This is a genomic window from Rhizobium sp. BK212, from assembly GCF_014197475.1.
GTDB lineage: Bacteria > Pseudomonadota > Alphaproteobacteria > Rhizobiales > Rhizobiaceae > Rhizobium > Rhizobium anhuiense.
Genome location: NZ_JACIFS010000001.1, coordinates 664,410 through 690,695, shown reverse-complemented (window position 1 = coordinate 690,695; position 26,286 = coordinate 664,410). Strand labels below are relative to the sequence as shown.

The following is a 26,286-nucleotide window of genomic DNA, read 5'->3' as shown; positions in this document are numbered from 1 at the left end:
GCTAACTCTTGTTCGCAGGATTTGGCCGGCGGCTGCGGCCGAGCGAAACGACCCGGTCCTTGGCCTCCAGAAGCTTGGTCACTTTCGCACCCAGCGAGAGTAGCGTTGCGAGCCTTTCCGTTTCAAGTTGTTTTACGTCGTCATACCAATGCGTCAGCTGCTCGATCAGCGTGTGCATCTCGCTCATCCGCTGCTGCGCATGGCGCTCGGCGTCGCTCGCCGGCCGCTGCATCAGGATTTCGCGCAGAACGGACAGCGTCGGATCGACTTCCCGCTTCTTTCTCTCCTCGGCAAGCGTCCTCAATATGTGCCAGACATCATCTGGCGTCGTGAAGAAATCGCGGCGATCATCCGGCCTGTGTTTGAGAAGAACGAGGTTCCAGGCTTGCAGTTCGCGCAGGCTCATCGACACATTGGAGCGCGAGATACCGAGCGACTCGGCAATCTCCTCGGCGCAGAGCGGCGCCGGAGAAACGAAGAGCAGGGCGTAGATCTGGCCGACTGTGCGGTTGATTCCCCAGCGGGATCCCATTTCGCCGAAATGGAGAACAAAGGACTGGACGAGAGGCGGAAGGTTCATGATCATTTCCGTTGCGTCTGTGATTTCAGAAATTTCTGAAATTAATATACTAACTTTCGCGTCTCGCCGGCAATCGGCAAGGGAGGCCTGCGTCAATTTGGGTGTCCCGTCGTTGATCGTTGGCTATCTATAGCCGGGCGCAACGCCGCTGAATTTGACTTGGGTCAAATCCGGAGCCCTTTGCAGCGATGACGCAGAAACGCCCGGCGATGCGCTAGGCATGCCGGGCGTTCTGTCGGATTGAGATGTCTAGGACGCCGCCTCGTATTTGTTCAGAAATGCCAGGCTCAGATCAAGCCGGCCAGGATACCGACGCCCGATATGGCGGCAATGCCGCCTGCCGTACGCGTCACAAAAAGCCCCTGACGTTCACCGGCGCGGCCGATGAGGTAACCAAGCGTGAGGCCGGCGGCATGCAGCAGTGCGGTCGCGATCATGAAGCCGGCAGCATAGGCAGCACCGGCGGCATTTTCCGGCATTTCGGCACCATGTGCATGACCGTGGAAGATGGCGAAGAGGCCGATGATACCGAGTGTTGCGGCGAGCGGCGCCTTGACATTGAGCGCGACGATGGCGCCGAGGACGACGACGGAAAGCGCGATGCCGGTTTCAACGAAGGGAATATTGACGCCGGTAGCGCCGAGGACACCACCAAGTGCCATCACCAAGACGAAGGTCGTCGGCACGAGCCAGGTGGCGCGGCCGCCCAGCTGAAATGCGAAAACACCGACCATCACCATGGCGAGGACATGATCGAGGCCAGAGATCGGATGGACAAAGCCATGGCTGAAGCCGGCGGCTTCGCCGATGGCGGGATGGGCGTAGGCGGCGGCTGGAAGCGCTGCGGCAGCCAAGGCAAGCAGACCGCTCTTGAGTGCTGATTTCATTGCTCATTCCCTCGTGAGTTTTCGAATATCCTGCGGCCGCCGAACACAGGCATGGTTCCAAGTCGCGTGCATCACGCTAGTTCAAAGAATTCCCGCCGTCAACGAAAATGCCGCGAAATACCAAGCCGATTCAATTGCTTATCTGATAGGCAGATGCCGCTTTCGATAGCGTCTCTCGGCGCCGAGCGCCCTCGTTTTCTAAAGTTCTTTTCCGCGAACTGGAAACGATCGCGCACAGCGGCTATCAATCGTCCGGCGGAGATGGCGCAAGCCGCCGCGGTGGAGGAGATGCCCATGACGAACACCGAACGGCCGCTGGCGATCAGCGCCCCCGAGCCGCGCACGCTCGACCTGATCTTCAGTAACAAGGCGCGCGCCGAACTGCATGCAAAATACGAGGTCATCGAGGCCGACCCCGAGTATATCGCGGCCCTCGGCGACGAGATCCTCGGCAAGGCGCGCTACATCATCGGCCAGCCGCCGCTTTCGGCGGAAACGCTGGGACGGATGCCGGCCCTGCGCTCGATCCTCAATGTCGAAAGCAATCTTCTCAACAACATGCCCTATGAGGTGCTGTTCGAGCGCGGCATCCATGTCGTGACCACAGGCCAGGTCTTTGCCGAGCCGGTCGCCGAAATCGGTCTCGGTTTCGCGCTGGCCTTGGCGCGCGGCATCGTCGATGCGGATGTCGCCTTCCGCCAGGGCAGCGAACTCTGGGGCGGGGAGGGCAATTCGAGTGCGCGGCTGCTCGCCGGCTCCGAGATCGGCATTGTCGGCTTCGGCGATCTCGGCAAGGTGCTGCGACGAGTGCTGTCCGGCTTCAGAGCCCGCATCCGGGTGTTCGATCCCTGGCTGCCGCAATCGATCCTTGAGGAAAACGGCGTCGAGCCGGCAAGCCTGGAGGACGTTATGACGAAGAGCGATTTCATCTTCGTCGTCGCCGCCGTCACCAGCGAGAACAGGGGATTTCTCGGCGCCGAGGCCTTCGCCAGCATGCGCAAGGGCGCCGCCTTCATCCTGCTCAGCCGCGCCGATGTCGTCGATTTCGATGCGCTGATGGCGGCCGTCTCGTCAGGCCATATCGTCGCGGCGAGCGACGTCTACCCTGAAGAGCCGTTGCCGGCCGATCATCCGGTGCGGAGCCTGAAGGGCTTCATCCGCTCGGCGCATCGCGCCGGCGCACTCGACAGCGCCTTCAAGAAGATGGGCGAGATGGTGCTCGAAGACATGGACCTGATGGATCGCGGCCTGCCGCCGATGCGCTGCAAGCGGGCGGAACGCGAGACGGTTTCCCGCATGCGTTCCAAACCGGTCGCAGTGAATTAAAGAGAGTATCGGCTTTGCGCGCCGCATCACGCGGCGCGTTGCTCCGTGCCCTGGATCGCGGCGAGCTTCCAGTCGGCGCCCGGCTTGCGCACGAAGGTCCAGACCTCGACGCTTTCGCTCGGGCGGCGGTCGTCGCCGGAAACGACACGGCCGCTGTCGCGTTCGATCATGGCGTCGATCGAGGAGTAGCGCATGGCGAGCGTGGCAAATTCCTGCCCGTCCTCGCGCCAGGCTTCGGCAATGTCTCCCTGCAGCAGCTTGACGTCGGAAACGCGGTTGCGCACGCCGTTGGTGGCGTTTTCGCCGAGTTCCTCGGCAAGATAGGACATGGCCTCGGGCGTCGTCAGGCGCCGCAACGTGCCGTAATCTTCAGCGCCATAGGCGGTCTGAACGCTGGTCAACAGTTCCTCGAACTGATCGAGATCGGCCTGCGCCAGTCCGATCTCGTCGCTCGGGCGGTTGCCGCGCGAAGACGAAGCTGAACCGGCGCCCGAACCGATCGCCGGGATGTGGAAGGACGAATTGCCGGCAGGCGACATGCTATAGGATTGCTGGCCATAGGACTGTGGCGAGGATCGGCTCTGGCCGCCGACGCCGTAGGAAGGCTGGCGGCGATTGGCGAAATAACGCATGGCGAGCATGACGGCGCCGCCGATCAGCGCGATCTGCAGCAGCATGCCGAGAAAACCGAAGCCGCCGCCGAAACCGTGACCGAGCAGCATGCCGAGAAGGCCGCCGGCAATCAGGCCGCCGATCATCGAACGGCCGAAGCCGCCGAAGAGACCAGGGCGCTGGGTGCCGAAAGGTTGCTGCGCGGTCGCCGGTGCCGTGGTCGGTGGACGCGGCGTCATCGATCTTTCGATCGGTGCCGCAGTCCCGGGCGCGGTGCTGGTGACGGGCGGAGCCTGGAAGGTGCGCGTGCCGCGACTTCCGAAACCGCCGCTACCGGCGCGGCGCGCCTCGGCATCGTCGAGGGAAGCAAAAACGGTAGCGCTCGTCAGTGCGGCAATTGCCGCGATCTTGGCAAAACGCGAAACGGCACTCGGCATTCCTGATCTCCTGTCATGCACAATGACGGCATGTCGAGAGGTAATATAGGTAGTCTTTCCCCGGTGTGAAGTTCTTCGGCCAGTTTTACTGGCAGACATCGACCCAGCTGGCGCCGGTCAGCTCGGCCAGCCGTCCGGTTTCGATGCGCACGGCCGAATTCGTCGAGCCGGCCGCCGGCACGACTTCCTCGAAACGTTTCAGCGAGATATCGCAATAAATGGGCAGCGGCGAGGGCAGGCCGAAAGGGCAGACGCCGCCGACCGGATGGCTGGTGACCGCCACCACCTCTTCGGCGTCGAGCATGCGCCCCTTGGCTCCGAAGGTGTCCTTGAACTTGCGATTGTCGAGCCTTGCCGTGCCGCCGGCAACGACCAGCATCATCTGCTCGCCGACGCGCAGGCAGATCGTCTTGGCGATCTGGGCCGGCTCGACACCGTGGGCTTCGGCGGCAAGCGCCACCGTCGAGGAGTTCTCGGCGGTTTCGATGATTTCGATATCGGGTGCGTGGACGCTGAGAAAGGCGCGGACGGATTCGAGGCTCATGGCGGGAAGTTAACGCAGGAAAAGCGCAATTTGAAGCGTAAAAGACGCCCGTCGAAAACCGCCGCTTGCAAGTCGTCCGGACATCGTCATAATAAATTTGCACACGTGCTCAATTTTGTCATTCGGCCGTTACGTTCAGTCCATAAAGCGGACATTGTCACGTTTTCGTGGGGTTTCGGAGCGGCCATCATCAGCAGTGCTGACCCGTCAAGAGGCTTCACACTGCTCTTCTAGGGAGACGAAGAAGATGACTATTCTGCCGAGCTTGAAATCCCTCACGATCGCGGCCACCATTCTGGCCTCGACCTCCGCTTTCGCCTTTGCCAAGGACGTTACCATCAGCGTCTGGGCCGGCGGTACCGGCCCGAACGACGTCTATCGCCTCGACGCCATCGAGATCGCGGCCCAGCAGTTGCAGCGCCAGGCCGCCCTCAAGGGCGAAGACCTGAAGATCACCGTCGACAAGAAATCCTACTCCGCCTGGGAGGACTTCAAGCAGGCGCTGACCCTTGCCGCGGAAGCCAAGACCGCGCCGAACATCGTCGTCAGCGGCCATGAAGACATCGCGCCCTGGTCGCAGGCCGGCCTTATCGTTCCGATCGAGGATTACGTCGATCTCGACTCCTGGCCGCTCAACGGCATCTATGAAAATCTGCTGCAGATAGCCTCCTACAACGGCACCGTCTACGGCATTCCGCAGGATGCCGAGTCTCGGCCGATGTTCTTCTGGAAGCCTTACATGAAGGCGATCGGCTACAGCGACGCCGATCTGGATGCGTTGCCGCAGAGCGTCCAGGCCGGCAAGTACACCATGAAGAACCTGCTCGAAGACGCCAAGAAGATGCAGGACAAAGGCCTGGTCCAGGCCGGCTACGGTTTCTATCCGCGCGCCAGCAACGGGCCCGACTACTGGCAGTTCTACACCAGCTTCGGCGGCACGATGGAAGAAGGCGGCAAGCTCGTTTTCGACAAGGCGGCAATGACCCGCACCTACCAGTTCTTCGCCGATGCCGTTAAATCAGGCGTCACCAAGAAGAACCACATCGGCATGCCGGGCGACCAGTGGTGGAAGGAAGTCGCCACCGGCAAGGCCGGCATCTGGGACGGCGGCACCTGGCACTATGCCCGCCTTGTCAACCAGGAAGGTCTCAAGGATTTCTTCGGCAACGTGATCTTCACGCTGATCCCGGCCGGCGAAGGCGGAAAGGCCAACACGCTGACTCACCCGCTCGTCTACCTGCTGACAGCGGGTCACGACAAGGAAGACACCGATATCGCCGCCCAGCTGATCACGATCGCCTCCGAGCCGCGCATCAACGCGCTGCATGCGGTCAAATCGGCCCATCTCGGCATTTCCGAGGCGGAATCGCAAGTCGATTTCTACTCGGCCGACCGCTGGACCCGCGAAGCCACCGAGCGCCTGCTGCCGCATGCCAATGCCATGCCGAACAATTCCGATTTCGGCAAATATTGGAACATCATGTGGAAGAACCTCGAAGCATCCTGGACCGGCGCCAAGACCGTCGACGCCGCCATTGGTGATGCCGAGAGCGAGCTGAAGAGCACGCTCGGCGACAAGATCGTCATCCGCTAAGATCGAAGCTCGGGGCGGCGGCACCCGCCGCCCGGTCGGTTCGCGATGAGGGGCTTCCATGAAATCGTCCAGAACGCTCGGACTGGTGATGATCGCGCCTGCGGCGATCATGATCGTCCTGTTCTTCCTGATGCCGGTCGTTCTGACGGCAGTCTTCTCGATGACCAGCATGACGACGGCGACCGGCATATCAGGCGGTGTCTACCAGATCGCGCCCAATTCCCTGATCGCGCTGAAATCGGCGCTGCCCGACATCGCCGCCGAGATGGCCGAACCGCGTTACACGGTCGACGAAGCTGGCCTCAAGGCCGTCGAGGGCCTCGGACTTGCGCCTGGGATCGCGGCGGAATTGCGTGCCAAACATATGGGCGAGGTCTTTCCAGCGCGCCGGGACGTCGAGCGCATGCTCAAGGATCTCGCCGAGCGGCCTTCGACGCGCGAAGTCAAGCAGATCTCCGAACAGTTCAACCGCTCCGTCCTCAACACTCGCTTCGATAGCAAGGGGCAGCTCTTTTCGGCGCTGGATTCTCTGGGTTTCAAGCTGACCCCGGAACAGAAGGAAACCGTCGCGACGGCCACCTATACCGGCTGGATCTGGACGACCGACAATTTCTCGCGCCTGGTCACTTCACCCGACATGGCGCGCGTGCTCTTGAATACCGTGCTCTATGTCGCGCTGGTGCTGACGCTTTTCAATGTCGGCTATGCGCTGCTACTGGCGATCTGGACGCATTACATGCCGCCGACGCCAGCCTCAATCTTCCGCGGCATCTGGCTCCTGCCACGCATCACCCCCGTCGTCATCTATGTGATGCTGTGGAAATGGCTTGCCTGGGATACCGGCTTCATTTCCATCCTGATGGGCAAGTTCGGCTATCCCCCGAAGAACTACCTGCTCGACAACGCCTATAATGCCTGGATCTTCGTTGTGCTGATCAACGGCTTCATCGGCGCCTCGATGGGCATGCTGGTCTTCTCCTCGGCGATGAAAGCCATTCCGAAGAGCCAGTTCTATGCGAGCGAGGTCGACGGCGCCTCACGCTGGCAGCAGATCCGCTACATCATTCTGCCGCAGATGCGCTGGCCGATCCTCTTCGTCACCTGCTATCAGACGCTGTCGCTGCTCGCCTCCTTCAATGAAATCCTGCTTGCCACCAATGGCGGACCGGGCAACTCGACCGAGGTCTGGGCGCTCGCCGCCTATCACACCGCGCTCAGGAATTATGCCGGCAATCTCGAATATGGGCTGGGTGCCGCCATGGCGCTGGTGCTCGTCGTCATCGGCGTGGTGCTGTCGCTCCTCTATCTGCGAGTCTTCAACTACGGCACGCTTGTCGCCAAGCCCCTGATCGAGGATTGACCATGGCCGAACAATCGCAGCCTTCGGCAAATTACCGCAGCTGGCCCGTCATATCGGCACTGACAATCGTCAGCCTGCCGCTGCTCCTGATGTATGCCTATCTCTTCCTCGACACCGTGACGGTAAGGCAGCCGGATGCCTTGCTGCCCTCCGCCTTGACGCTCGAGCACTGGCGTTTCCTGTGGCAGACGACGGCGGGCAAGGCGAACATCTGGCAAGTGACGGTGAATACGCTGCTCTTTGCAGCCTGCACCACCAGCGTCGTGCTCATCGTCTCGTCGATGGCGGGCTATGTGCTATCGCGGCTGAACGTCCCGGCGCGCGGCTTCTTCCTTGCCGGCGTCATGGTGCTGCATGCCTTCCCCTCGGTGACGCTGATCATCGCCATCTTCATCGTGCTGCAGATGATCGGCCTCTACAATTCGCTGATCGGCGTCATCCTGGTAAAGGCGGCGATCGACCTGCCGCTCGGCATCTGGCTGATGAAAGGCTTCTACGACACCGTGCCGTGGGAAATCGAGATGGCCGGTGTCGTCGACGGCGCCTCGCGTTTCCGCGTCTGGCGCAGCCTTGTGCTGCCGCAAGTCAAGCCCGGCATCATGGCGCTCGGCTTGTTCTCCTTCCTCTCTGGCTGGGGTGAATTCATCCTGCCGCAGGTGCTGGCGCCTGGCAATCAGGTGCAGGTGCTGTCGGTCTATCTCGCCGGCTTCCTCGTCGACGACAATAATTACGATTTCAACATGTTCAAAGCGGTCGGCATCTTCTACTTCCTCCCGGTTCTGATCGCCTATGCACTCTTCAACAAATATCTCATGAACATCTACGGCGGCGGGAGCAAAGGCTGATGCGCATCCTCCTCGACAATTTTTCGAAGAGCTTCGGCTCCACCAAGGTCATCGAGAACATGCGGCTCGAAGTCGGCGACGGCGAGATGCTGGCGCTGCTCGGGCCTTCCGGCTGCGGCAAATCGACGACGCTTTTTGCGGTCTGCGGCATTCACCGGCCGACCGGCGGACGCATCCTCTTCGGTGACCGCGACGTCACCGATCTGCCGAGCCAGGCCCGCAATGTCGGCGTCGTCTTCCAATCCTATGCGCTCTACCCACACATGACGGTTGCCGAAAACATCGGCTTTCCCCTGAAGGTGAAGGGCGTGTCCGCCGCCGAAATCCGAAAGGAGGTCGACCAGATCGCAGCCCTCGTGCAGATCGGCAACCTGATGGGGCGCCGGCCGGCCCAGCTTTCCGGCGGCCAGCAGCAGCGCGTGGCGCTCGCCCGCGCGCTGATCCGCAAGCCTGATGTACTGCTGCTCGACGAACCGCTCGCCAATCTCGACGCCAAGCTGCGCCTCGAAATGCGCTCGGAAATCCGCCGCCTGCAGCGCGAGACCGGCATCACCGCCATTCTCGTCACCCATGACCAGGTGGAGGCGATGAGCATGTGCGACCGCATCGCCATCATGAAGGAAGGCGAGATCGTTCAGATCGCCACGCCGGCCCAAATGTACAACGATCCGAAGACCGCCTTCGTCGCCGGCTTTCTCGGCAACCCGCCGATCACCTTCCTGCGCGGCGTCGTCGACAAGGGCGCCTTTACGATCCCGGAAAGCGAGATCCGCGTGCCGCTGCCCGATACCATCGGCGCCGCCGAGGGCACGAAGCTGATGCTCGGCGTCCGGCCGGAGCATTTCACGCCGGCGGGCGACATCCCCGTGCCCGGCAAGATCACCTTCGCCGAAACGCAAGGCCGCGAGAATCTCTACGACGTGGCTCTTGCCGGCGGGCCGCTGCTGCGTTCGATCCAGCCGGTGCGCAGCGATATCCATGTCGGCGACGACGTCCGGTGGGCAATCGACAGCCGCGGCATATTCGTCTTCGATGAAAATGGCAGGAGGCTCTGATGACCCGCGATTTTTCGGGATTTTTCGAGCGTTACGGCTGGCCAGCGACCAAGGGCCGGCTTCCCTTTTGCATCGGCCATCGTGGCGCCAGCGGCCATGAACCCGAGAACACGTTGGCCGCTTTTCGCCGCGCCGCCGAACTCGGCGCTGAGATGTGGGAGCTCGACACGCAGCTGACCAGCGACGGCGTGGTCGTCGTCTCGCATGACGACCATCTCGAGCGCGTCTTCGGCATCGACCGCCGCATTTCCGAAATGACGGCAGCGGAGCTTGCCGGGCTCGACGGTGTCGATGTGCCGAGTTTTTCGGAGGTCGCCGCCCTCGGCCGCGAGACCGGGACCGGTCTCTATGTCGAGCTGAAAGCGCCTGGGACCGGCATGCGCTGCTGGCGGCATCTTGCCGAGATGAACCAGCGTTTCGCCTGTCTCGGCTCCTTCGACACGGCGCAGGTGCGCGAACTCCGTGACGCGGCCTGCGATTTTCCTCTCTCGGTGCTGATCCGCGTCGGCCACGATCCGCATGTACTCGGCGACGAGGCCGGCGCCGATATCCTGCATCTCTGTTGGGAGAGGGCAGGCGAGCGTCCGCAGGATCTGGTCACCGAGGCGCTGATGAACCGCGCCTTCGAGGCGGGCCGCGAGATCGTGCTCTGGCACGAGGAGCGACCGGCCATTCTCGACGACATCATGAAGCTTCCCGTTCTCGGCATCTGCACGGATCTGCCCGATCTGATGCGGTCGCCTGCGGTTAAGGAAAAAGCAGTTGGCAGACAGGGATAAGGGACCGCGCAAGGTAACCTCCTTCGATGTGGCGCGTGTGGCCGGCGTCTCGCGCGCCGCCGTGTCGCGCGCCTTCACGCCGGATGCCAGCGTCTCGCCGAAGACGCGCGAGAAGGTCTACCAGGCGGCCAAGGAACTCGGCTACCGGGTGAACTATCTTGCCCGAAGCCTGACCAACAAACGCTCCGATCTCGTCGGCGTCGTCGCTGCCGGCCTCGACAACCCGTTCCGCACGCTACAGATCGAGAATCTCGCAAGAGTGCTGCTCGCCCGTAATTTCCGTCCCATCCTGCTGCCGACCTCGCCGGAGGCCGATACTTCGACGGTCATCGGCCAGCTGCTGCATTACGCCGTGTCAGGCGTCATCGTCACTTCGGACGCACCGCCGACCGAAATCTGCGAGCAGTGCGCGGCCGAAGGCGTGCCGATCGTGCTGATCAACAAGGGCAACGACATCCCCTTCGTCGACCGCATCATTTCCGACGACCGGATGGCCGGCCATCTCGCCGCCACCCAGCTGATCGACAGCGGCGTGCGAAAGCCCGCCGTGATGGCCGCACCTGCCGTATCCTATACGGCGCGGCGGCGCAGCGAGGCCTTCATCGCGCGTTGCAGGCAGCTCGGCGTCGAGGCGCAATTCCTGCAGGTAAGGATCAACAACTACCGGAGCGGTTATGATGCGGCAGCCGAACTTGCCGCATCCGGCATCGACGGACTGTTCTGCGCCAACGACTACATGGCCTGCGGCGTGATCGACCGCGTCATGCAGGGCCGCGGCCGCGATGACGCGCCGCCGCTCCGCATCATCGGCCATGACGACATTCCGCAAGCGAGCTGGACCGCTTACGATCTCACGACCATCCGCCAGCCCTGCGACGTCCAGGCCGAAAAGACGGTCGACCTGCTGATGAGCCGGATGGCCGAGCCGGACCTGACGGCGCGTGTCGAATTCACGCCGGTGACATTGATCAGAAGAAGGACTGCCTGATGAATTCCGCATTCGATGCCGCCGCCATCCGCGCACGGGCGGAGGTCGCCATGTCAGTTGCCCTCGAGGTCGGACGGGAAACGGCCCGCTTTCGGTGGGACTCCGTCCCCGGTAGCCTCGCCGTCGAGAACAAGGGATTGCAGGATTTCGTCACCATCGCCGACAGAAAGGCCGAGCAGGCAATCCGCGACGGGCTGTTGTCGCGCTTTCCGGACGATACATTCATGGGCGAAGAGAGCGGCGGACGATCGGGCGAGGGCGGCACCTGGGTCGTCGATCCGATCGACGGCACCACCAACTATATCAGGGGTTTCCGGCACTGGGGCGTCTCGATCGCCTTCGTCGCATCGGGAAAGGTTGAGATCGGCGTGGTCTATGACGCCGCCGCCGACAAGGTCGTTCATGCCGTGCGCGGCGGTGGCGCCTTCAAGGACGGGCTTCCGGTGCATGCGGCTGCGACCGTCGATCCGGCCAATGCGCTCGTCATTCTCGGCCATTCCCGCAAGACGAGCTTTGAAGACCATCTCGCGCTTTCGCGGCGGCTCCACGAACGCGGCATGGATTATCGCCGCATGGGCGCGGCCGCGATCGACCTCGTCCGCGTCGCCGAGGGCGCTGCCGATCTCTATTACGAACGCCACCTCAATGCCTGGGACATGCTCGCCGGCGCGCTGATCGCCGAAGAGGCCGGCGCTGTGGTGGCGATGCCGCCGGTCGACAGGCTGCTTGCGCAAGGCGGGCCTGTCATAGCCCACGCGCCGGGGCTTGCCGGCGAATTCGCCTTCATCCTCGACATTGAAGGGCTATAAATAGACCATTCTCAAAGAGGCGACCCGCCCGATTTGGCGTAACTGCGACGTTGACCCGAAAGCTGCGGAAACGCCGGTTACGAAACAACGCGATTGCGGCCGCTCTTTTTCGCCGCATAGAGATTCTGATCGGCGATCGCCAGGATCTCGTTCGGAGAAGTGGCAGACAGGGTGCCGGCGACACCGATGCTGATCGTAATGTGCAACCCGTTGCAGATCTCGGACCAGGCCCACTGTTCAACGGCCAAACGCAGCCGCTCGCAGACATCGGCGGCGCCCCGGGGAGCGCCGGCGAGCAGGACGACGAATTCCTCGCCGCCAAAGCGAATTGCCTGATCGGTAATGCGCAGTTGGCCGCGCAATATGGCGCCAATGGCACTGAGGACCTGGTCGCCGATCATGTGAGAGAAGTTGTCGTTGACCGACTTGAAGTGATCGACATCCAGCATAGCGATGGAATATGGGCGCTTCTCGGACGTCAGCTCTTTGAAACGGCTGTCAAGATATTTGCGGTTATAGAGGCCGGTCAGCGGGTCCACATAGACGGCACTGGCAAGGATATCGGTTTGCTCCTGCAGCTTCTGATAGGAGGCCTCCAGCGTTTCTGCGCGCTTCGTCTCCGTTTCGGCAACTTCCTTGAACCGCTTGGTTTCATAGTAGATTTCGGCAAGGCGGGCGCGCTGCTGGGTTCTCTCGGCGCTATTGCGCAAATAGGCTTGGTGATATTTTTTATGGGCCGCCAGCGCCGGATCGAACTGTCCCAGCCCCTCATAGGCTTGCGACAGATGAAGATAGATCTGGATATAGGAATCGAAACTGCCGCCATCGTCTATCAGCTCCACCGCCTCGAGCAGCGGCGCTAGAGCTTCCGCGAATTTGCCGGAATTGTTGTAGATCTGGCCCAAGGTGTAGAGATATTGCTGCCTGTCCCTGACATAGCTGTTCTCCTGCAACAGCCGGTAGCGGACCATGCACTGGAGCGCCTTGTCATGCTCGCCCAGGTGGCTGTGGAACTCGGCTTTGTTGCCGAGACAGATGCGGGCAGCCCAGCGATCGCCAGTCTCGGTTGCGATGTCGAGCGCCTGTTCGGTCAGTTCCAGCGCTCTCACCAGCATCTGGTGGCCTTGCTCCGGCTGATCGAGCGCCTGCGCGATATATCCGGCTTCCGAATGAGCGCCGCCGAGATTGATGAGCCACCAGCATTCATAGGTCTTGTCGCCGATCGATCTGGCGAGTTCGACAGACCTCTCGCTCATCAGGATGGCCCGGTCGGGCTGCTTGTTGTACCAGAAGATAATTCCAATGACGTTGGTGGCCAGGCTTTGCGCTTTCGGGTCTGCTGTCTTGTCGGCCAGATCCAACGCGTGCGTGGCTTCTTCGATCGCTTCCTCCGGCAGGCCCAATTCCAGCAGCAGCCATCCGAAATAGGCCCGGGCATAGGCTTCCTGCCTGGGCTCCCCGTTCGTTTTCCAGAAGTCTACCGCCCGGCGGACATGCGTCAGGCCAAGTTCGGCCTTGCCGATCTGAAAACAGTACCAGCCAATGTCGGTGTCGCATTGAGCTGCGAGCCGATCGTCGCCCCGCGCCGTGGCATCCGCAAGGATCTGGCCGGCCAGTGTGAGTGCCTCGACGGAGCGGCCTGTGCACCCAAGATGCCACGCTTCCTGCAAGCTGGAATTTGCTTGTTGCGCAATTGCTTTAGTATCAACAACTTGCATATCGAACACCAACATTTGTCTGCTGGATATGGATAGCATCAGAAGTTTAAAATGATGCAAATTACGCAAAACATGCGACAGGCCGAGAAATAGAGTCCCGACAGCGGCTCACACCTTTCGAAATGATACTCCGATGCTTGTCGTTAGACTGCCATGCGGCGGCGCCAGGCGCGTTCGGTCGCCGGTGCCTCGTCGGTGGTGATCTGATCCGGCTTCAGGGCCATCAGCGCCGAGAAATTCAACCATTCCTCTTCGCTGAAACCAGCCTCCGGATCCTTCAGGGTGAAGGTCCAGGCATCGACGCGTTTGCCTTGATCCTGGCAGAGCGCGATCATGTCGAGACCGTCCCTGGCGGCGTCCAGGATCAGTGACCACTGCAAATAAATCGTGTCCGGTTCGGTCGGGCCGCGCAGGTCGGCGCGCAATTCCGCCTCGACAGCCTTCCAGCCGCGAGCCTTGCTGATATCGTAGAGCTTGTCGGTGGGGTCGATCCCGCGCAGCAGATGCGGAAGCTTCTCCTTGACCGCGACGATGAGATCGAGACTGCCGCCGCTAACGATCACCGAGGCGGCGATATGGCGGAAATGCGCGGCAAGATGCTCAATGCCCCTGGCGCCGATCGCCTCGTAGTCGTCCTTCATGTCGAATTGCAGCAGCGCGGCCGGATGGGCGGATTGCAGCATGGCAGCGAGATCTTCGCTGAGGATCAGCGGCCGGTCGCCCTCCTGCATCCTGATATCGCCGAGGTCACCAAGGCTTTTTTCGGCGATCGGTCCATGCCCGGTCGTTTCGCCTTCGAGGTCCTCGTCGTGCAGCACGACGAAACCGCTATCGGCGCGCACGCGCAGATCGAGCTCCATCGAAGCGCCGGCGGCAAATCCTTCCGCCATAACCTCGGCTGAGAACAGCGGATCGGCAAACCGTTTGCGCAACCTATGCCATTTCAGGCGGGTGCGGTGCCCCTCATGCGAAATCTCCAGGCCCTGCGCATCCAGCAATCTCGTCATCTGCACCAAGTCTCCACGATGCCTCTCTCCTGCCTTGGCGAGCGACGATTATCAAGGACTGAATACGGCTTTATCGGGATGCCGGAGGGTTTTTGCCGGGCCAAGCGTAAGCCGGGCGGCGGCCTTGTGGTCATCGACATGCCGTCCCGGTTCCGGGAACATCTCTCAGCGGCTATAGGCCGACGAAATCGCCTCCGAAGCGGCTGATATATCCGCGAGATGACCGGCCTGCCTGAGGGCCGCGCCATAGGCCACGACATTCGACAGCACCGTCTGGAATGTGGCGCGCGGACCTGTGTGGTTCAGCCGCACGAGACGGGCCGGCGCGGTTCCGACACCTTCGGTCAGCTCGACCCCCAGTCGTCCGGCGGCAGTGATCAGCACGGCAGGTGCCAGCGCCTCCGGCACCGGCACCGCCGTCACCAGGTTCGACGCCTTTGCTGCCGGCACCCAGACCGGAGTTCCGAGTGCCGCAAGCCCCGCCCGTGTTGCCGATGCGGCAAGCGCATGGCGGGCGACCACATTCTCCAGGCCTTCGGCTTCGATGCGGTCGAGCGACGTTTCCAGCGCGAAGAATTCCAGCGGCGCCGGCGTTCCCGGCAGGCCGAACCGGCCGCTATCGACCCAGCTCTTCATGTCCGCCAAAGACAAGATCGAATCGCGCGGTGCGCCATCTCGGAGAATGAAATCCCAGGCACGGCGGCTGACCGAGAGCGCGGAGACACCAGCCGGACCGCCGAGTGCCTTCTGCGGGCCGATCACCGCGATGTCGATGCCGAGATCGTCGACATCGAATTCGTGACCGCCGACCGAGGCGACCGCATCGACGACGGTGACGATGCCGTGATCACGCGCAAGCGCCAGTATCTCGGGCAGGGGATTGAGAATGCCGCTGGCGGATTCGGCATGAACCAGAGCGAGCACATCGATGCGAGAACCGGCGTCGAGTGCTTTGGCGACGGCATCGATCTCGATCGGCAGGCCTGGTTCGGCGACGATATCGGCAACCGTTGCACCGCCCCGCCGCAGCCATTGCCCGAACCAACCGCCATAGAGGCTGGTGACGATGTTGAGTGCGGCAAGGCCGGGGCGCGCAAGGCTGACCGCTGCCGCCTCCAGCGCCACCACTGCCTCTGCCTGCACAAGCAATATGTCGCCACGGCTGCGCAATAGGCGGCCGATCCTGTCGGCAAGGGCTGCGTAGCGTTCCGCGGGATAGGAGGGTACGCCATGCAGGGGATTCCAACCAAGATCGGACATGGATACTTCCTTCAGCAGGGATCGGTCGCGAGACGGGGCACGGCGGCAACGAGCGCGCGAGCGGCATCGGATTGCGGCGCGGCAACGAGCGCCGCGGCCGGACCGGTCTCGACGATCCGCCCGCCATCCATGACGGCGATGCGGTGGGAAACGGCGCGGACCACGGCAAGATCGTGTGAAATGAACAGACAGGCAATGCCCTGTTCTTTCTGCAGATCGACCAGAAGTTCCAGGATCCTGCCGCGCACGGTGACGTCGAGGGCCGATACGGCTTCGTCCAGCACCAGCAGCGAGGGCCGTGCCGCAATCGCCCGGGCGATCGCCACGCGCTGCCGCTGGCCACCGGACAGCGCGCGGACCGGCCGGCCGGCATAGTCGGCGGGCAGGCCGACACGCTCGAGAAGCATGGCGATCTCGCCGGGGCGCCGGTCTTTCGCGACGACGCCGTGGATGCGAAGCGGATCGTCGAGCACGGCGCCAACGCTCGCCAGCGGATTGAAGACTGCGAGCGGGTCCTGGAACACAATCTGCATGCGCGCCCGCCGGCGGCGCAACGACGCACCGTTCAGGGCAAGCCAATCCACCCCCTCGAAGCGGATCGACCCGGCATCGGCGCTGAGAAGCCGCAGCAGGATGCGCGACAGCGTCGATTTCCCACTGCCGGAGGCCCCGACGAGACCGAGCGTTTCCCCAGGCGCGATCGTCAGCGACACATTGTCGAGGGCGGCAACTTGGCGCGCGCCGGAAGAAAACCCTTTCGACAGGTTTTCGACGGAAAGCAGCACATCGTTCATGGCTGCACCTCCGTGATCAGCGGCGGCGTCGCGAGGTCGCGATGGCTGGCGATCAGGGCGGCGGTGTAGTCGCTTTTCGGCGCCGAAAGCACGGAACGGACGGGGCCAGCCTCGACCAGCCTCGCATTGCGGAAGACGGCGATGCGGTCGACGAAACCGGAGGCAAGCGCGATGTCGTGGGTGATGAACAGCAGCGTCATGCCGTCCTCGCGCACCAACCCGTCGAGCAGACGGACAATCTCGGCCTGGACGACCACGTCGAGCGCGCTGGTCGCCTCGTCGGCGATCAGCAGCGCAGGCCTCGCAGCGATGGCTGCGGCGATCGCCACGCGCTGGCGCTGGCCGCCGGAAAGCTGATGCGGAAAGGCCCGCATGGTCTTTTCAGGCTGCGGTATCCGCACCCGTCCGAGCAATTCCTCAGCTCTGACATAGGCTTGTTTCCAGCTGAGACCGAGATGGCGCCTGGCGCCCTCGGCGACCTGCTCTCCGATCGTCAGCACGGGATTGAGACTGGAGCCGGGATCCTGGAAGACGACACCGAAATCGCGTCCCGGGCGGGGCGCATGGCCTAGTCCGGGCCAGAGCATCTCGCCGCCGACCCTCGCACCCTCCGGCAGCAGGCCGGCTAGCGCGCGGGCGAGTGTGCTCTTGCCGGAGCCGCTTTCGCCGATGATTGCCAGTCTTTCGCCGGCGACGATATCGAGATCGATACCGTCGAGCGCGGCCGCGACACCGCGCCCATAGGTGACCGAAAGCTGTCGCAGGCTGCAGAAAATACCGCTCATGCCGCCCCCACGTCATTATCGCCGAGCGCCTGGCCGAGACCCTCGCTAAAGAGATGGACGCCGAGCACGGTCACGGCGAGGGCAGCGCCCGGTATGATCGAGAGATAGGATGCCGAACGCAGTACGCTGCGGCCCTCGGCAATCATCGAACCCCAGGTGGCGATATTGGGATTGCCGAGGCCAAGGAAGGACAGCGCTGCCTCGGTGAGAACAGCACCGGCGACGATGGTGGCGGAAAGCGCCAGCACCGGCGGCAGCGCGTTCGGCAGGATTTCCCGAAAGGCGATTTCGGCCGGATGCATGCCGATCACCCTTGCCGAGGCGACATAATCCTGCTCGCGGATCGCAAGCACCTGCGCTCGCGTCAGCCGTGCCGGATCGGCCCACGTCCCGAGTGCGATGGCAAGGACGATAATGGGCGTCGACACCCCGATGGTGCTGACGAAGGCAAGGGCGAGGAGAAAAGCCGGCACGATCTGGAAGGCGTCGACCACCCGCATCAGCGCCTCGTCAATGAGCCCGCCGGCAAAACCGGCTACCATGCCGACACAGAGCCCCAGCACCATGGCTGAAAACGCCGCCGCCAGGCCGACGGCAAGCGACGTCCGCGCGCCATAGAGCAGCCCCGCCAGGACGTCGCGACCGAGACGGTCGGTGCCGAGCGGAAAAGCCGGATCGGTGAACGGCGCCAGCAACGCGCGGCCGGCGATCCTCAGCGGATCGCCCGGCGAAACGACGGGAGCGAGCAGCCCGGCCAAAAGGAGGATGAGAAGGATCGCCAGTCCGGCCGCACCTTCCGGTGTGCGCAGCAGGCGCCGCAGCCAGTTCATACGCCGCCCTCCGATGCGCCGATGCGCGGATCGAGCGCGGCATAGACGAGATCGACGAGGAAATTGACCGATATGACGAGGACGGCACTGGTGACGACGATGCCCATCAACAGCGGCGCGTCGCGGCCGTTGACCGCCTCCTGCGCCAGCCGGCCGAAACCGGGGATCGCAAAGACACTCTCGATCACCACGCTGCCGCCGAGCATGGCCGCCGATTGCAGCCCGAGCATGGTGACGAGCGGCAGCAGCGCATTGCGCGCCACGTGACGCAGCACGATACGGCTGCGCGACAGGCCCTTGGCGCGGGCGAAGAGCACGAAATCGAGCTTCCAGGCCTCGGCCATACCGCTGCGCATCACCCGCAGGAACAAGGCGAGATAGATCAGCGCGAGCGCGCCCACCGGCAGAACCAAATGATCAGCAATGTCGAGCGCGCGGGCAAATCCCGTCTTGCCGGAAGCGATTGTTTCCACGCCGGCGATCGGAAACCAACGCAGCTTCACCGAGAAAACGATACTGAGAACCAGGCCGAGCCAGAAACTCGGAATGGCATAGACGATCAGTGAGCCGATCGACAGCATCCGATCTCGCACGCTACCCGGCCGCGCCCCGGCAAGGATGCCGAGCGCCGAGCCGATACCAAAGGAGAGTGCCGTCGCGCTGCCCATCAGCAGCAGCGTATTGGGCAGGCGCTCTGTGATGAGCACGCCGACTGGCCGGTTGAAGGCGACCGACCAGCCGAGATCGAACCGCGCCAGCGAGGAAAGGTAGAGCCAGAGGCGCGCAAACATCGACTGGTCGAGGCCGTAGCTCTCGCGCAGCGACTGCCTCAGTGCGGCATCGCCGCCGCCGATCGAACCGAGATAGGCGTCGACGGCATCGCCCGAGGCGGATTCGAGCAGGAAAAAGGTGAAGATCACCACGATCAGCAGCACCGGAATGCTGCTGATTGCCCTGCGCCTCAGGAGGATGATGGCTCGTTTCACGCCGGACAGGGCCTCTGGAAGAGAATTGCTGCCGATCCTATCACGATTGCAGCGCGGTATCGCCCCAGTTCGAGACCGCCCAGCGCGGATTGTCCGCAACATTGAGCACGGTGTCGCGCGCGACGGTGATGAACCCCCATTCCACCACGTTGATCAGCGGCAGATCGGCGACGACGAGCTGCTGAAACTTGCGGTAGAGATCCGTGCGCGCCGCCGTGTCGACCGTCTCGGAGGCCTGTTTGATGATCTTGTCGAGCTCCGGATTGACGTAGCCGCCCTGGTTGGAGAAGGGCACGCCGGCTGGCGTCCCGGACTGAACGAGAATCGTGGTGGAGATCGCCGGATCGCCGCGGAAGACCGGCGGGCCGACGGCAAGGTCGAAGTCGTGATCGGTATAAACAGCCTTCTGGTGCGCGGCCGCATCGGCATTAACGATCTCGGCATCGATGCCGATGACGGCGAGCGCTTGGCGAAGGTAATCGCCGAACTGGCGGGTCTCGTTGAAATAGGGTGCGGGGCGCAGCTTCAGCGAGAAACGGTTACCATCAGGCCCTTGTTTGTAACCCGCCTTGTCGAGAATATCGTTGGCGGCGGCGGGGTCGAACGCATAGGTCGCGACATCGGATGTATAGAATTCCGGCGCATTCTTCGGCACCGGGCCGGTCGCAGCGGCGGCGTAACCGAGGAAGATGGTGTCGACCACGAATTTCTTGTCGATCGCCTGGGCGATCGCCTGACGGACCCGGAGATCGGCCAGTTCCTTGCGGCGGTGATTGATCTCGACGACGAGCTGGTAGGTCAAAGCCTCGTAGCCTTTGGAGATCACCTTGATGCCCTCGACCTTGGAGATGCGGTCGAGATCGGCAAGCGGCACCGCCGAAAAGGCGGCAAGCTGGATTTCGTCAGCCTCGAGTGCGGCACCCGCAGCCTCGCGATCGGGCAGCACGCGGAAGACGATCTCGTCGAGTTTCGGCTGCTCCTTGTCCCAGTAACTCTCATTGCGCACCAGCCGGTAATATTCGCCGGATTTGTGTTCGGCGAACTTGAACGGCCCGGTACCGACAAGCGTGGTGTTAGCCGGATTGGTGGCAATATCGGTACCGTCGAAGATGTGTTTGGCGACGACGCTGGTGACGACAGGCAGGGCGTTGCGGATGAGCTGGAACGGCGTCGGCTTGGAGAAGCGGAAGATGGCGGTGTAGTCATCGGGCGTATCGACGGCTTCGAGATTGGCGAAGACCAGGCGGCCGAGATTCTGCAGCGGCTTCCAGATGTTGAGCGCCGAGAAGGCGACATCGACCGAGGTGAACGGCTTGCCGTCGTGCCAGGTCACGCCGTCGCGCAGCTTGAAGGTGACGGAGAGGCCGTCGGCCGACCCCTCCCAGGAGGTGGCGAGACGCGGCGCAAGCCCGTCCTTGCCGTCGAACGAGGCTTCGGCAAGCGGCTCGATCACCTTGCTCGCAACGAAGAAGACGCCGTTGGAGGCGACGATCGCCGGATTGAGGTTCTTCGGTTCGGAATCGGCCGCAACGATCAGCCGGCCACCGGCAGGCGCCGCCTGCGCCAGCGCCTGGCGAGCGAGCGTCGTCGAAGCGAGGAGCAGGGCGGTGCCCTTCATCAGTGTGCGCCGCGAGATAGATGGTACGGTCATGACCCCTCCTGATCGATCGAATTTCAAGCGCCCATATTCAGGGTGAAACGCCGATTGTCATAGAGGTTAAATTCTAAACCTCGGACACCGCGAGACATTTTTTGTCACCCCGCCATTATTCACTCAGCCACTGGCGGCGACGCGGGTGGGCTCGCCGAAGAGATTGCGATAGGCAGCCCCGGGATGCGGCGCAACGAGCCGCGGCCCCGCTCCCCCGAGTTTTTCCCGCAGCGTTCCCTTGGCATAGTCGGTCTTGTAGACGCGGCGCTTTTGCAGTTCCGGCACCAGCAGATCGACGGCATCCTCGAAACTCTCGGGTGTCACGGCATAGGCGAGGTTGAAGCCGTCGACATCGGTGTCCTCGACCCATTCCTGCATCAGATCGGCAACCGTCTGCGGCGAGCCGACGAAGACCGGGCCGAAACCGCCGACGCCGACCCAATCGGCCATTTCGCGCACCGTCCATTCCTTGGTGGGATCGATGGTGGTGAAGGTCTCGACAGCCGATTGCACCGCATTGGTATGGCGGTGCCGCAACACTTCGTCCGGCCCGAACTGGCCGAAATCGATGCCGGTCCAGCCGGAGATTAGCGTTAGCGCGCCCTCGAAGGAGGCATATTTGCGGTATTCGTTGAATTTCCGCTGTGCCTCCGCATCCGTTTCACCGAGGATCACGGTCTGCAGGTTGAAAGCAAGGATTTCGCGCGGGTTGCGGCCGACGCGTTCGGCCGCCTCGCGGACATTGGCGACATAGCGCTTCAGCACCGCCTTCGACGGTGAAGCGACGAAGATGCATTCGGCATGGGCGCCGGCGAAATCCTTGCCGCGGCTGGAGGCGCCGGCCTGGTAGAGCACCGGTGTGCGCTGTGGCGAGGGTTCGCTCAAGTGAATGCCGGGCACGTTGAAATGCCTGCCGGAATGGCGGATCGGGTGGACCTTGTCCGGATGGGTGAAGATGCCGGTTTCGCGGTCGCGCACGACAGCGCCATCCTCCCAGCTTCCCTCCCAGAGCTTGTAGCAGACTTCCAGATATTCCTCGGCAAGATCGTAGCGGTCATCGTGCTTCGTCTGCGCCGGCTGGCCGATATTGAGCGCGCCGCTGTTGAGGTAGGAGGTGACGATATTCCAGCCGACGCGCCCCTTGGTCAGGTGGTCGAGCGTCGAGATGCGGCGGGCGAAGGTGTAGGGATGCTCGAAGGAGAGCGACGCCGTCAGGCCGAAGCCGAGATGTTCGGTCGCGTAGGCCATAGTCGGGATGAGCTGCAACGGGTCGTTGACCGGCACCTGCGCCGAATGGCGAAGGGCGGCATCGACATTGCCGTTCAGCACATCATAGACGCCGAGCACGTCGGCGATGAACAGCCCGTCGAACTTGCCGCGTTCCAGCGTCTTGGCCAGATGCACCCAGTAGTCGAGATCCTTGTAGGTCCAGGACTTGTCGCGCGGATGGCGCCAGAGCCCCGGCGACTGGTGTCCGACGCAATTCATGTCGAAGGCGTTGAGCCTGATTTCGCGGGTCATGTCTTTCTTCCTTGGAATTAGGGATTGCTGCGGCCAAGGCCGTAGGTCAGCGCTAAGGCTCCGACGAGCACGGCGCCCTTGACGAAATCCTGGGTGTAATAAGGGGCGTTCAGCATGGTGAGACCGTTCAGCAGCACCCCGACGAAGACGGCGCCGGCAATGGTGCCGAGCACGTTCGGGCGGCGCAGATTGAGGACGGCAAAACCGATCAGCGCGGCGGCGACGGAATCCATCAGCAACGAGCCGCCGGAGGAGACATCGCCACGCCCGACGCGGGCGGCGATGACGATGCCGCCCAGCGCCGCCAGCGTGCCCGAAATCACATAGGCGAGCGTCTTCAGCCGGACTGTGGACGCGCCGGCAAGCCGGGTCGCGACCTCGTTGCCACCGGTCGCAAACAGCAGCCGGCCGATGCGGGTGCGTTCGGTGAGAATGAAAAGCGCGACGGCGACCACCGCCATCAGTACCACGGCAACCGGCAGGGTGCCGAGGATGCTGTAGCGGCCGATCAGAAGAAAGGCCGGGTCGTAGGCGCCGGTCGCCTTCGAACCGTCGGGCAGGGTGAGGCCCGCCGAAATCGACCGGCCGGCGGTCGGGATCAGTTGCAGACCGGAAAGCAGGAACATCATCGCCAGCGTCGCCAGGAGATCCGGCACCTTCAGGCGCACGATCAGGAAGGCGTTGACGAGACCGATCAGGGCGCCGAAGGCGAGCACCAGCGGTACCGTCACATAGGCATCGAGATGCCAGACGATCATCGCATAACTCGCCGCCATCACGCTCGATGCGGAGACCGCGCCGATCGACAGGTCGAAACCGCCGACGGCCAGCGTCACGGTGACGCCGGCGCCGAGAATGGCGACGACGGACACTGCCTGCAGAATACTCATCAGATTGGCGATATTGATGAAGGCGGGCTCGGCGATGGTGAAGCCGATGACGAGAGCCGTAAGCAGGATGAACACCGCACCCGCCCGGAGGAACGCCCCGAAGGCGGCAAGACGACCATTATCGGCTTGCGGTGATGCCTTCGGCCGGGCGCTTGCCTGCGGAAGAGTGTCGTCGTCGATCGTCGTCATGCGGATATTCCCTGGATTACGGAGGCAAAAGCGGCCCCGTGTGCCGCGGGCCTCAACACGTGGCGGTCGATGACGAGGATGCGGTCGGCCACTTCATAGGCCTCCTCCGGGTCGGAGGTCGCGATCAGCGTCGCCCGGTCGGTGCGGGCGCGGATTGCCCGGATGATGTCATGACGGGCGCCGACGTCGACACCCTGGAAGGGTTCGTCGAGCAGTAGCAGCCGGCTCGGTTCAGCCTCCCAGCGGGCGATCACCGCCTTCTGCTGGTTGCCGCCGGAGAGCGACCAGATCGAGGCGAGGGGACCGGCGGCCTTGATGCCGAGACGGACGATCGCCTGCTCGGCCTCGCGTCGTTCACGGCCACCGACCAGGAAACCGCGCGGATACCATTTGCCAAGATGCGGCAGGCTGATCGTCGCCGACAGCGAATGGCCGGGCCACGCCGGCGGCATCAGCGATGAACGGTGCCGGTCTTCGGCCGCCATCGCCACACCGGCGGCGATCGCTTCGGCCGGGCTTTTCGGCCGGTAAGGCCGGCCGTCGAGGAACATCGCGCCGCGCTCAAGCGCCGTCACGCCGAAGATCGCCTGGAGCAACCGGCTCTTGCCGGCGCCGAGCACGCCGGTAATCGCCACCACCTCGCCCTCATGCAAGGACAGATCGAAGGGCTCAGCTTCGGGGAGCAGGCTGATGTCGCGCATCTCGAAAATCGCCGGACCGGTCGCAGGCCGCGCATCCGGCCGGGCCGCATCCAGTCGGCGGCCGATCATCGTCTCGATGGCGCTCGAAAAATCGATCGGCCGCGAGAAGGTGCCGACGACGCGACCGCCGCGCATGACGAGCGCACGGTCGGCGATGGCTTCGAGATCGGCGGTGCGGTGCGAGATATAAAGGATCGCCAGGCCGCGCTTGCGCAGGCTGAGAAGAATATCGAAGAGGCGGCGGCTTTCCTCTCCGGAAAGGCTCGCCGTCGGCTCGTCGAGGATGAGCAGATCGGCGCGGTTGGCAAGCGCCCGGGCGATCGCCACCAGTTGCCGGTCGGCGCTGCCGAGGTCGCCGAAATCACGATCGAGCGGCAGGCTGATGCCGGCGGCATCGAGCATTGCCTGCGCGGCGCGGCGGATGCCGGCGCGCGAGACGAAGAAGGGTGTGCTGCGATCGGCGAACCGGTTGAGCAGCAGGGCATCGGCAACGCTCAGGCCAGCCGCGCCGACGAGATCAGTCGATTGATGCACCGTGACGACGCCGGCCTTTGCCGCGTCGGCCGGGCTGCGCGGCGCAAAGGGGCGGCCATCGAAACTGACCGTGCCGCCATCGGCCGGAAGGACGCCGGAGAGGATCTTTACCAGCGTCGATTTGCCCGCACCGTTGGCACCCATCAGCGCCACGATCTCACCGCGCTCCATCGACAGATCAGCACCGGCAAGTGCCCGCGTCGACCCGAAACTGCGGGTGATGTTTTCAATGTGAAGAAGCGGCATCGATCATGTCCGGGACTGCATTTGTATCAGGAGTGTGCCCCGTCCGGGTGGTCGAACTCCAGGCACGCCTTTCCCTCACAAACTGTCCTCGGGAAACAAAGAATCTCCCCCAGCCCGGAAAATCGGATCATTTACTCTACTAAAAACATAGAGATTATATCTAAATAATCCGATGCGTCGCGGGGCTCCGAACCCGTCAGACGACGCTTCCGATTGCTAGAAGGAACGCGACGATGAAATCCCTCGCACGGCTCGCACTGTCTGCCGCCGTCATTCCGTTCATTTTCATTCAAGGCGCAAAAGCCGACGGCCTGTCCGGCGCTCCGGCCCCCTTTGATAAGGGCGGGGTCAAGGTGGCTTTGATCAGCTACATCTCGGCCGGCGATTTCTTCCAGGCCTACCAGGCCGGTGCGGAAGCCCAGGCCAAGGCGCTGGATATCGACCTGCGCGTCTTCCCCGGCCGGCAGGACGCCGCCGAGCAGCGCGAGCAGATCCTGCAGGCGATCAATCTCGGCGTCTCCGGCATCGTCATCGACCACGGCCTTCCGGAATCGCTCGGCGACGTCGTGCAGCAGGCGCTCGACAAGGGCATCAAGGTCGTGGCCTTCGACGTCAACCTCAACAACCCCAACATCCCGCAGGTGGAACAGAGCGATCACGAGCTCGCCTCGCTGGCGCTCGAACAGGTGGTGAAGGACAACGGCAAAGACTTCAACGCCGGTTATGTCTATGTCGCGGGTTTTGCGCCGCTCGACCGCCGCAATGAGGTCTGGGACAAGTTCAAGTCGGAGAATAAGGGCGTGGTCGAAAAGGCCCGTTTCGGCAATGTCAGCGACACGACGGCGACCTCGACCGCCGACCAGGCGAAGGCCGCGCTCACCGCCAATCCCGATATATCGGTCGTTTTTGCCCCCTATGATGAATTCGCCCGCGGTGTGAAGCTCGCCGCCAACGATCTCGGCATTTCAGCTAAGCTGAAGATCTATTCGGCCGACGTCTCGACCGCCGATATCCAGGAAATCACCGAGGAAGGCAGCCCCTGGGTTGCGACCGTCGCGACCAATCCGGCCGTCGTCGGCGCCGTCTCCATCCGTGCCGCTGCACTCGAGATCGCCGGTCAGACGGTTCCCCATCAGATTACCGTGAAGCCGACGCTTCTGACGCAGGAGAGCCTGCGGGCGGCCGGCGTCAAGACGATCGAGGAACTGGCTGCGAAGGTCCCGGCCTTCAGCACGAGCGATGCGGCAACCGCGAGCTGGATTCCGGACAAGCTTTTCTGAGGAGGTCACCCTCGATCCTTCCGGCGGGAGCTTGACGCTCCCGCCGGATCATCTTTTTGGAGAATTGGAGTCCCGCCC

General features: G+C 63.1%; 25 protein-coding genes. 9 read left to right on the top strand and 16 right to left on the bottom strand.

Annotated features, from left to right (window positions below; genetic code table 11):
- Position 1: 1 nt before the first annotated feature.
- From FHT79_RS03335 to FHT79_RS03325, 3 genes are all read right to left on the bottom strand, one after another.
- Positions 2-580, bottom strand: a complete 579-nt coding sequence (locus FHT79_RS03335; protein ID WP_047613087.1) for a GbsR/MarR family transcriptional regulator — start codon at positions 578-580, stop codon at positions 2-4.
- A 287-nt stretch (positions 581-867) separates the two neighbouring features.
- Positions 868-1,467, bottom strand: coding sequence for a HupE/UreJ family protein (locus tag FHT79_RS03330; protein WP_132573519.1), 600 nt, complete (start codon positions 1,465-1,467; stop codon positions 868-870).
- Between the two features lie 98 nt (positions 1,468-1,565).
- On the bottom strand, positions 1,566-1,763 hold the full coding sequence (locus tag FHT79_RS03325; RefSeq protein WP_132573517.1) for a hypothetical protein: 198 nt from the start codon (positions 1,761-1,763) through the stop codon (positions 1,566-1,568).
- Here FHT79_RS03325 and FHT79_RS03320 point away from each other — a divergent pair.
- A complete protein-coding gene (locus FHT79_RS03320) occupies positions 1,762-2,793 on the top strand; it encodes a hydroxyacid dehydrogenase (RefSeq protein WP_132573515.1) in 1,032 nt (343 codons plus the stop codon). The two genes, FHT79_RS03325 and FHT79_RS03320, sit on opposite strands and share 2 nt — an antisense overlap.
- A 26-nt stretch (positions 2,794-2,819) precedes the next feature.
- Here the strand turns inward: FHT79_RS03320 and FHT79_RS03315 are convergent, their stop codons facing one another.
- Positions 2,820-3,842, bottom strand: coding sequence for a Tim44 domain-containing protein (locus FHT79_RS03315; RefSeq protein WP_063476090.1), 1,023 nt, complete (start codon positions 3,840-3,842; stop codon positions 2,820-2,822).
- 85 nt (positions 3,843-3,927) lie between these two features.
- Positions 3,928-4,386, bottom strand: coding sequence for a YbaK/EbsC family protein (locus tag FHT79_RS03310; protein WP_097544034.1), 459 nt, complete (start codon positions 4,384-4,386; stop codon positions 3,928-3,930).
- 247 nt (positions 4,387-4,633) lie between these two features.
- Here FHT79_RS03310 and FHT79_RS03305 point away from each other — a divergent pair, with 247 nt between their 5' ends.
- The 7 genes from FHT79_RS03305 to FHT79_RS03275 are packed head-to-tail and all read left to right on the top strand — an operon-like array spanning position 4,634 to position 11,816.
- Entirely contained in the window at positions 4,634-5,980 is a 1,347-nt protein-coding gene (locus FHT79_RS03305; RefSeq protein ID WP_132573513.1) for an extracellular solute-binding protein, read from the top strand.
- A 58-nt stretch (positions 5,981-6,038) separates the two neighbouring features.
- Entirely contained in the window at positions 6,039-7,340 is a 1,302-nt protein-coding gene (locus tag FHT79_RS03300; protein ID WP_097544032.1) for a sugar ABC transporter permease, read from the top strand.
- A 2-nt stretch (positions 7,341-7,342) separates the two neighbouring features.
- A complete protein-coding gene (locus FHT79_RS03295) occupies positions 7,343-8,185 on the top strand; it encodes a carbohydrate ABC transporter permease (RefSeq protein ID WP_097544031.1) in 843 nt (280 codons plus the stop codon).
- Entirely contained in the window at positions 8,185-9,240 is a 1,056-nt protein-coding gene (locus FHT79_RS03290; RefSeq protein ID WP_097544030.1) for an ABC transporter ATP-binding protein, read from the top strand. Before FHT79_RS03295 ends, FHT79_RS03290 begins: the two co-directional genes overlap by 1 nt.
- Positions 9,240-10,019 carry a glycerophosphodiester phosphodiesterase gene (locus FHT79_RS03285; protein WP_132573511.1) on the top strand — a complete coding sequence of 260 codons (780 nt, stop codon included), beginning with the start codon at positions 9,240-9,242 and terminating at the stop codon, positions 10,017-10,019. Before FHT79_RS03290 ends, FHT79_RS03285 begins: the two co-directional genes overlap by 1 nt.
- Positions 10,003-11,007, top strand: a complete 1,005-nt coding sequence (locus FHT79_RS03280) for a LacI family DNA-binding transcriptional regulator (protein ID WP_047613100.1) — start codon at positions 10,003-10,005, stop codon at positions 11,005-11,007. The genes FHT79_RS03285 and FHT79_RS03280 overlap by 17 nt, the downstream gene beginning before the upstream one ends.
- A complete protein-coding gene (locus tag FHT79_RS03275) occupies positions 11,007-11,816 on the top strand; it encodes an inositol monophosphatase family protein (protein ID WP_132573509.1) in 810 nt (269 codons plus the stop codon). Before FHT79_RS03280 ends, FHT79_RS03275 begins: the two co-directional genes overlap by 1 nt.
- Positions 11,817-11,893: 77 nt before the next feature.
- Here the strand turns inward: FHT79_RS03275 and FHT79_RS03270 are convergent, their stop codons facing one another.
- The 11 genes from FHT79_RS03270 to FHT79_RS03220 form a co-directional block, all read right to left on the bottom strand.
- The gene (locus FHT79_RS03270) at positions 11,894-13,549 is read right to left on the bottom strand and encodes a tetratricopeptide repeat-containing diguanylate cyclase (RefSeq protein WP_132573507.1); all 1,656 of its coding nucleotides are present in this window, start codon (positions 13,547-13,549) and stop codon (positions 11,894-11,896) included.
- A gap of 128 nt (positions 13,550-13,677) precedes the next feature.
- A complete protein-coding gene (locus FHT79_RS03265) occupies positions 13,678-14,541 on the bottom strand; it encodes a glycerophosphodiester phosphodiesterase family protein (protein WP_179867839.1) in 864 nt (287 codons plus the stop codon).
- 165 nt (positions 14,542-14,706) lie between these two features.
- Entirely contained in the window at positions 14,707-15,801 is a 1,095-nt protein-coding gene (locus FHT79_RS03260) for an aminotransferase class V-fold PLP-dependent enzyme (protein WP_097630948.1), read from the bottom strand.
- Between the two features lie 11 nt (positions 15,802-15,812).
- Complete coding sequence (locus FHT79_RS03255; protein ID WP_097622791.1) at positions 15,813-16,595, bottom strand: dipeptide/oligopeptide/nickel ABC transporter ATP-binding protein; 783 nt, start codon at positions 16,593-16,595, stop codon at positions 15,813-15,815.
- Positions 16,592-17,380: an ABC transporter ATP-binding protein gene (locus FHT79_RS03250; protein ID WP_097622792.1), complete on the bottom strand. Its 789-nt coding sequence runs from the start codon at positions 17,378-17,380 to the stop codon at positions 16,592-16,594. Before FHT79_RS03250 ends, FHT79_RS03255 begins: the two co-directional genes overlap by 4 nt.
- Positions 17,377-18,210 carry an ABC transporter permease gene (locus tag FHT79_RS03245; protein WP_097622793.1) on the bottom strand — a complete coding sequence of 278 codons (834 nt, stop codon included), beginning with the start codon at positions 18,208-18,210 and terminating at the stop codon, positions 17,377-17,379. Before FHT79_RS03245 ends, FHT79_RS03250 begins: the two co-directional genes overlap by 4 nt.
- Complete coding sequence (locus tag FHT79_RS03240) at positions 18,207-19,196, bottom strand: ABC transporter permease (protein ID WP_132573505.1); 990 nt, start codon at positions 19,194-19,196, stop codon at positions 18,207-18,209. Before FHT79_RS03240 ends, FHT79_RS03245 begins: the two co-directional genes overlap by 4 nt.
- Positions 19,197-19,236: 40 nt before the next feature.
- Positions 19,237-20,847, bottom strand: a complete 1,611-nt coding sequence (locus tag FHT79_RS03235; protein ID WP_097622795.1) for an ABC transporter substrate-binding protein — start codon at positions 20,845-20,847, stop codon at positions 19,237-19,239.
- A gap of 123 nt (positions 20,848-20,970) precedes the next feature.
- Complete coding sequence (locus FHT79_RS03230; protein ID WP_132573503.1) at positions 20,971-22,368, bottom strand: LLM class flavin-dependent oxidoreductase; 1,398 nt, start codon at positions 22,366-22,368, stop codon at positions 20,971-20,973.
- A gap of 17 nt (positions 22,369-22,385) precedes the next feature.
- Positions 22,386-23,447, bottom strand: coding sequence for an ABC transporter permease (locus FHT79_RS03225; RefSeq protein WP_183902963.1), 1,062 nt, complete (start codon positions 23,445-23,447; stop codon positions 22,386-22,388).
- Positions 23,444-24,928 (bottom strand): sugar ABC transporter ATP-binding protein, encoded by a 1,485-nt coding sequence (locus FHT79_RS03220; RefSeq protein WP_132573502.1) that lies wholly within the window; start codon positions 24,926-24,928, stop codon positions 23,444-23,446. Before FHT79_RS03220 ends, FHT79_RS03225 begins: the two co-directional genes overlap by 4 nt.
- A gap of 233 nt (positions 24,929-25,161) precedes the next feature.
- Between FHT79_RS03220 and FHT79_RS03215 the strand changes: the two genes are divergently transcribed.
- Positions 25,162-26,208 carry a substrate-binding domain-containing protein gene (locus tag FHT79_RS03215; protein WP_132573500.1) on the top strand — a complete coding sequence of 349 codons (1,047 nt, stop codon included), beginning with the start codon at positions 25,162-25,164 and terminating at the stop codon, positions 26,206-26,208.
- Positions 26,209-26,286: the final 78 nt, after the last annotated feature.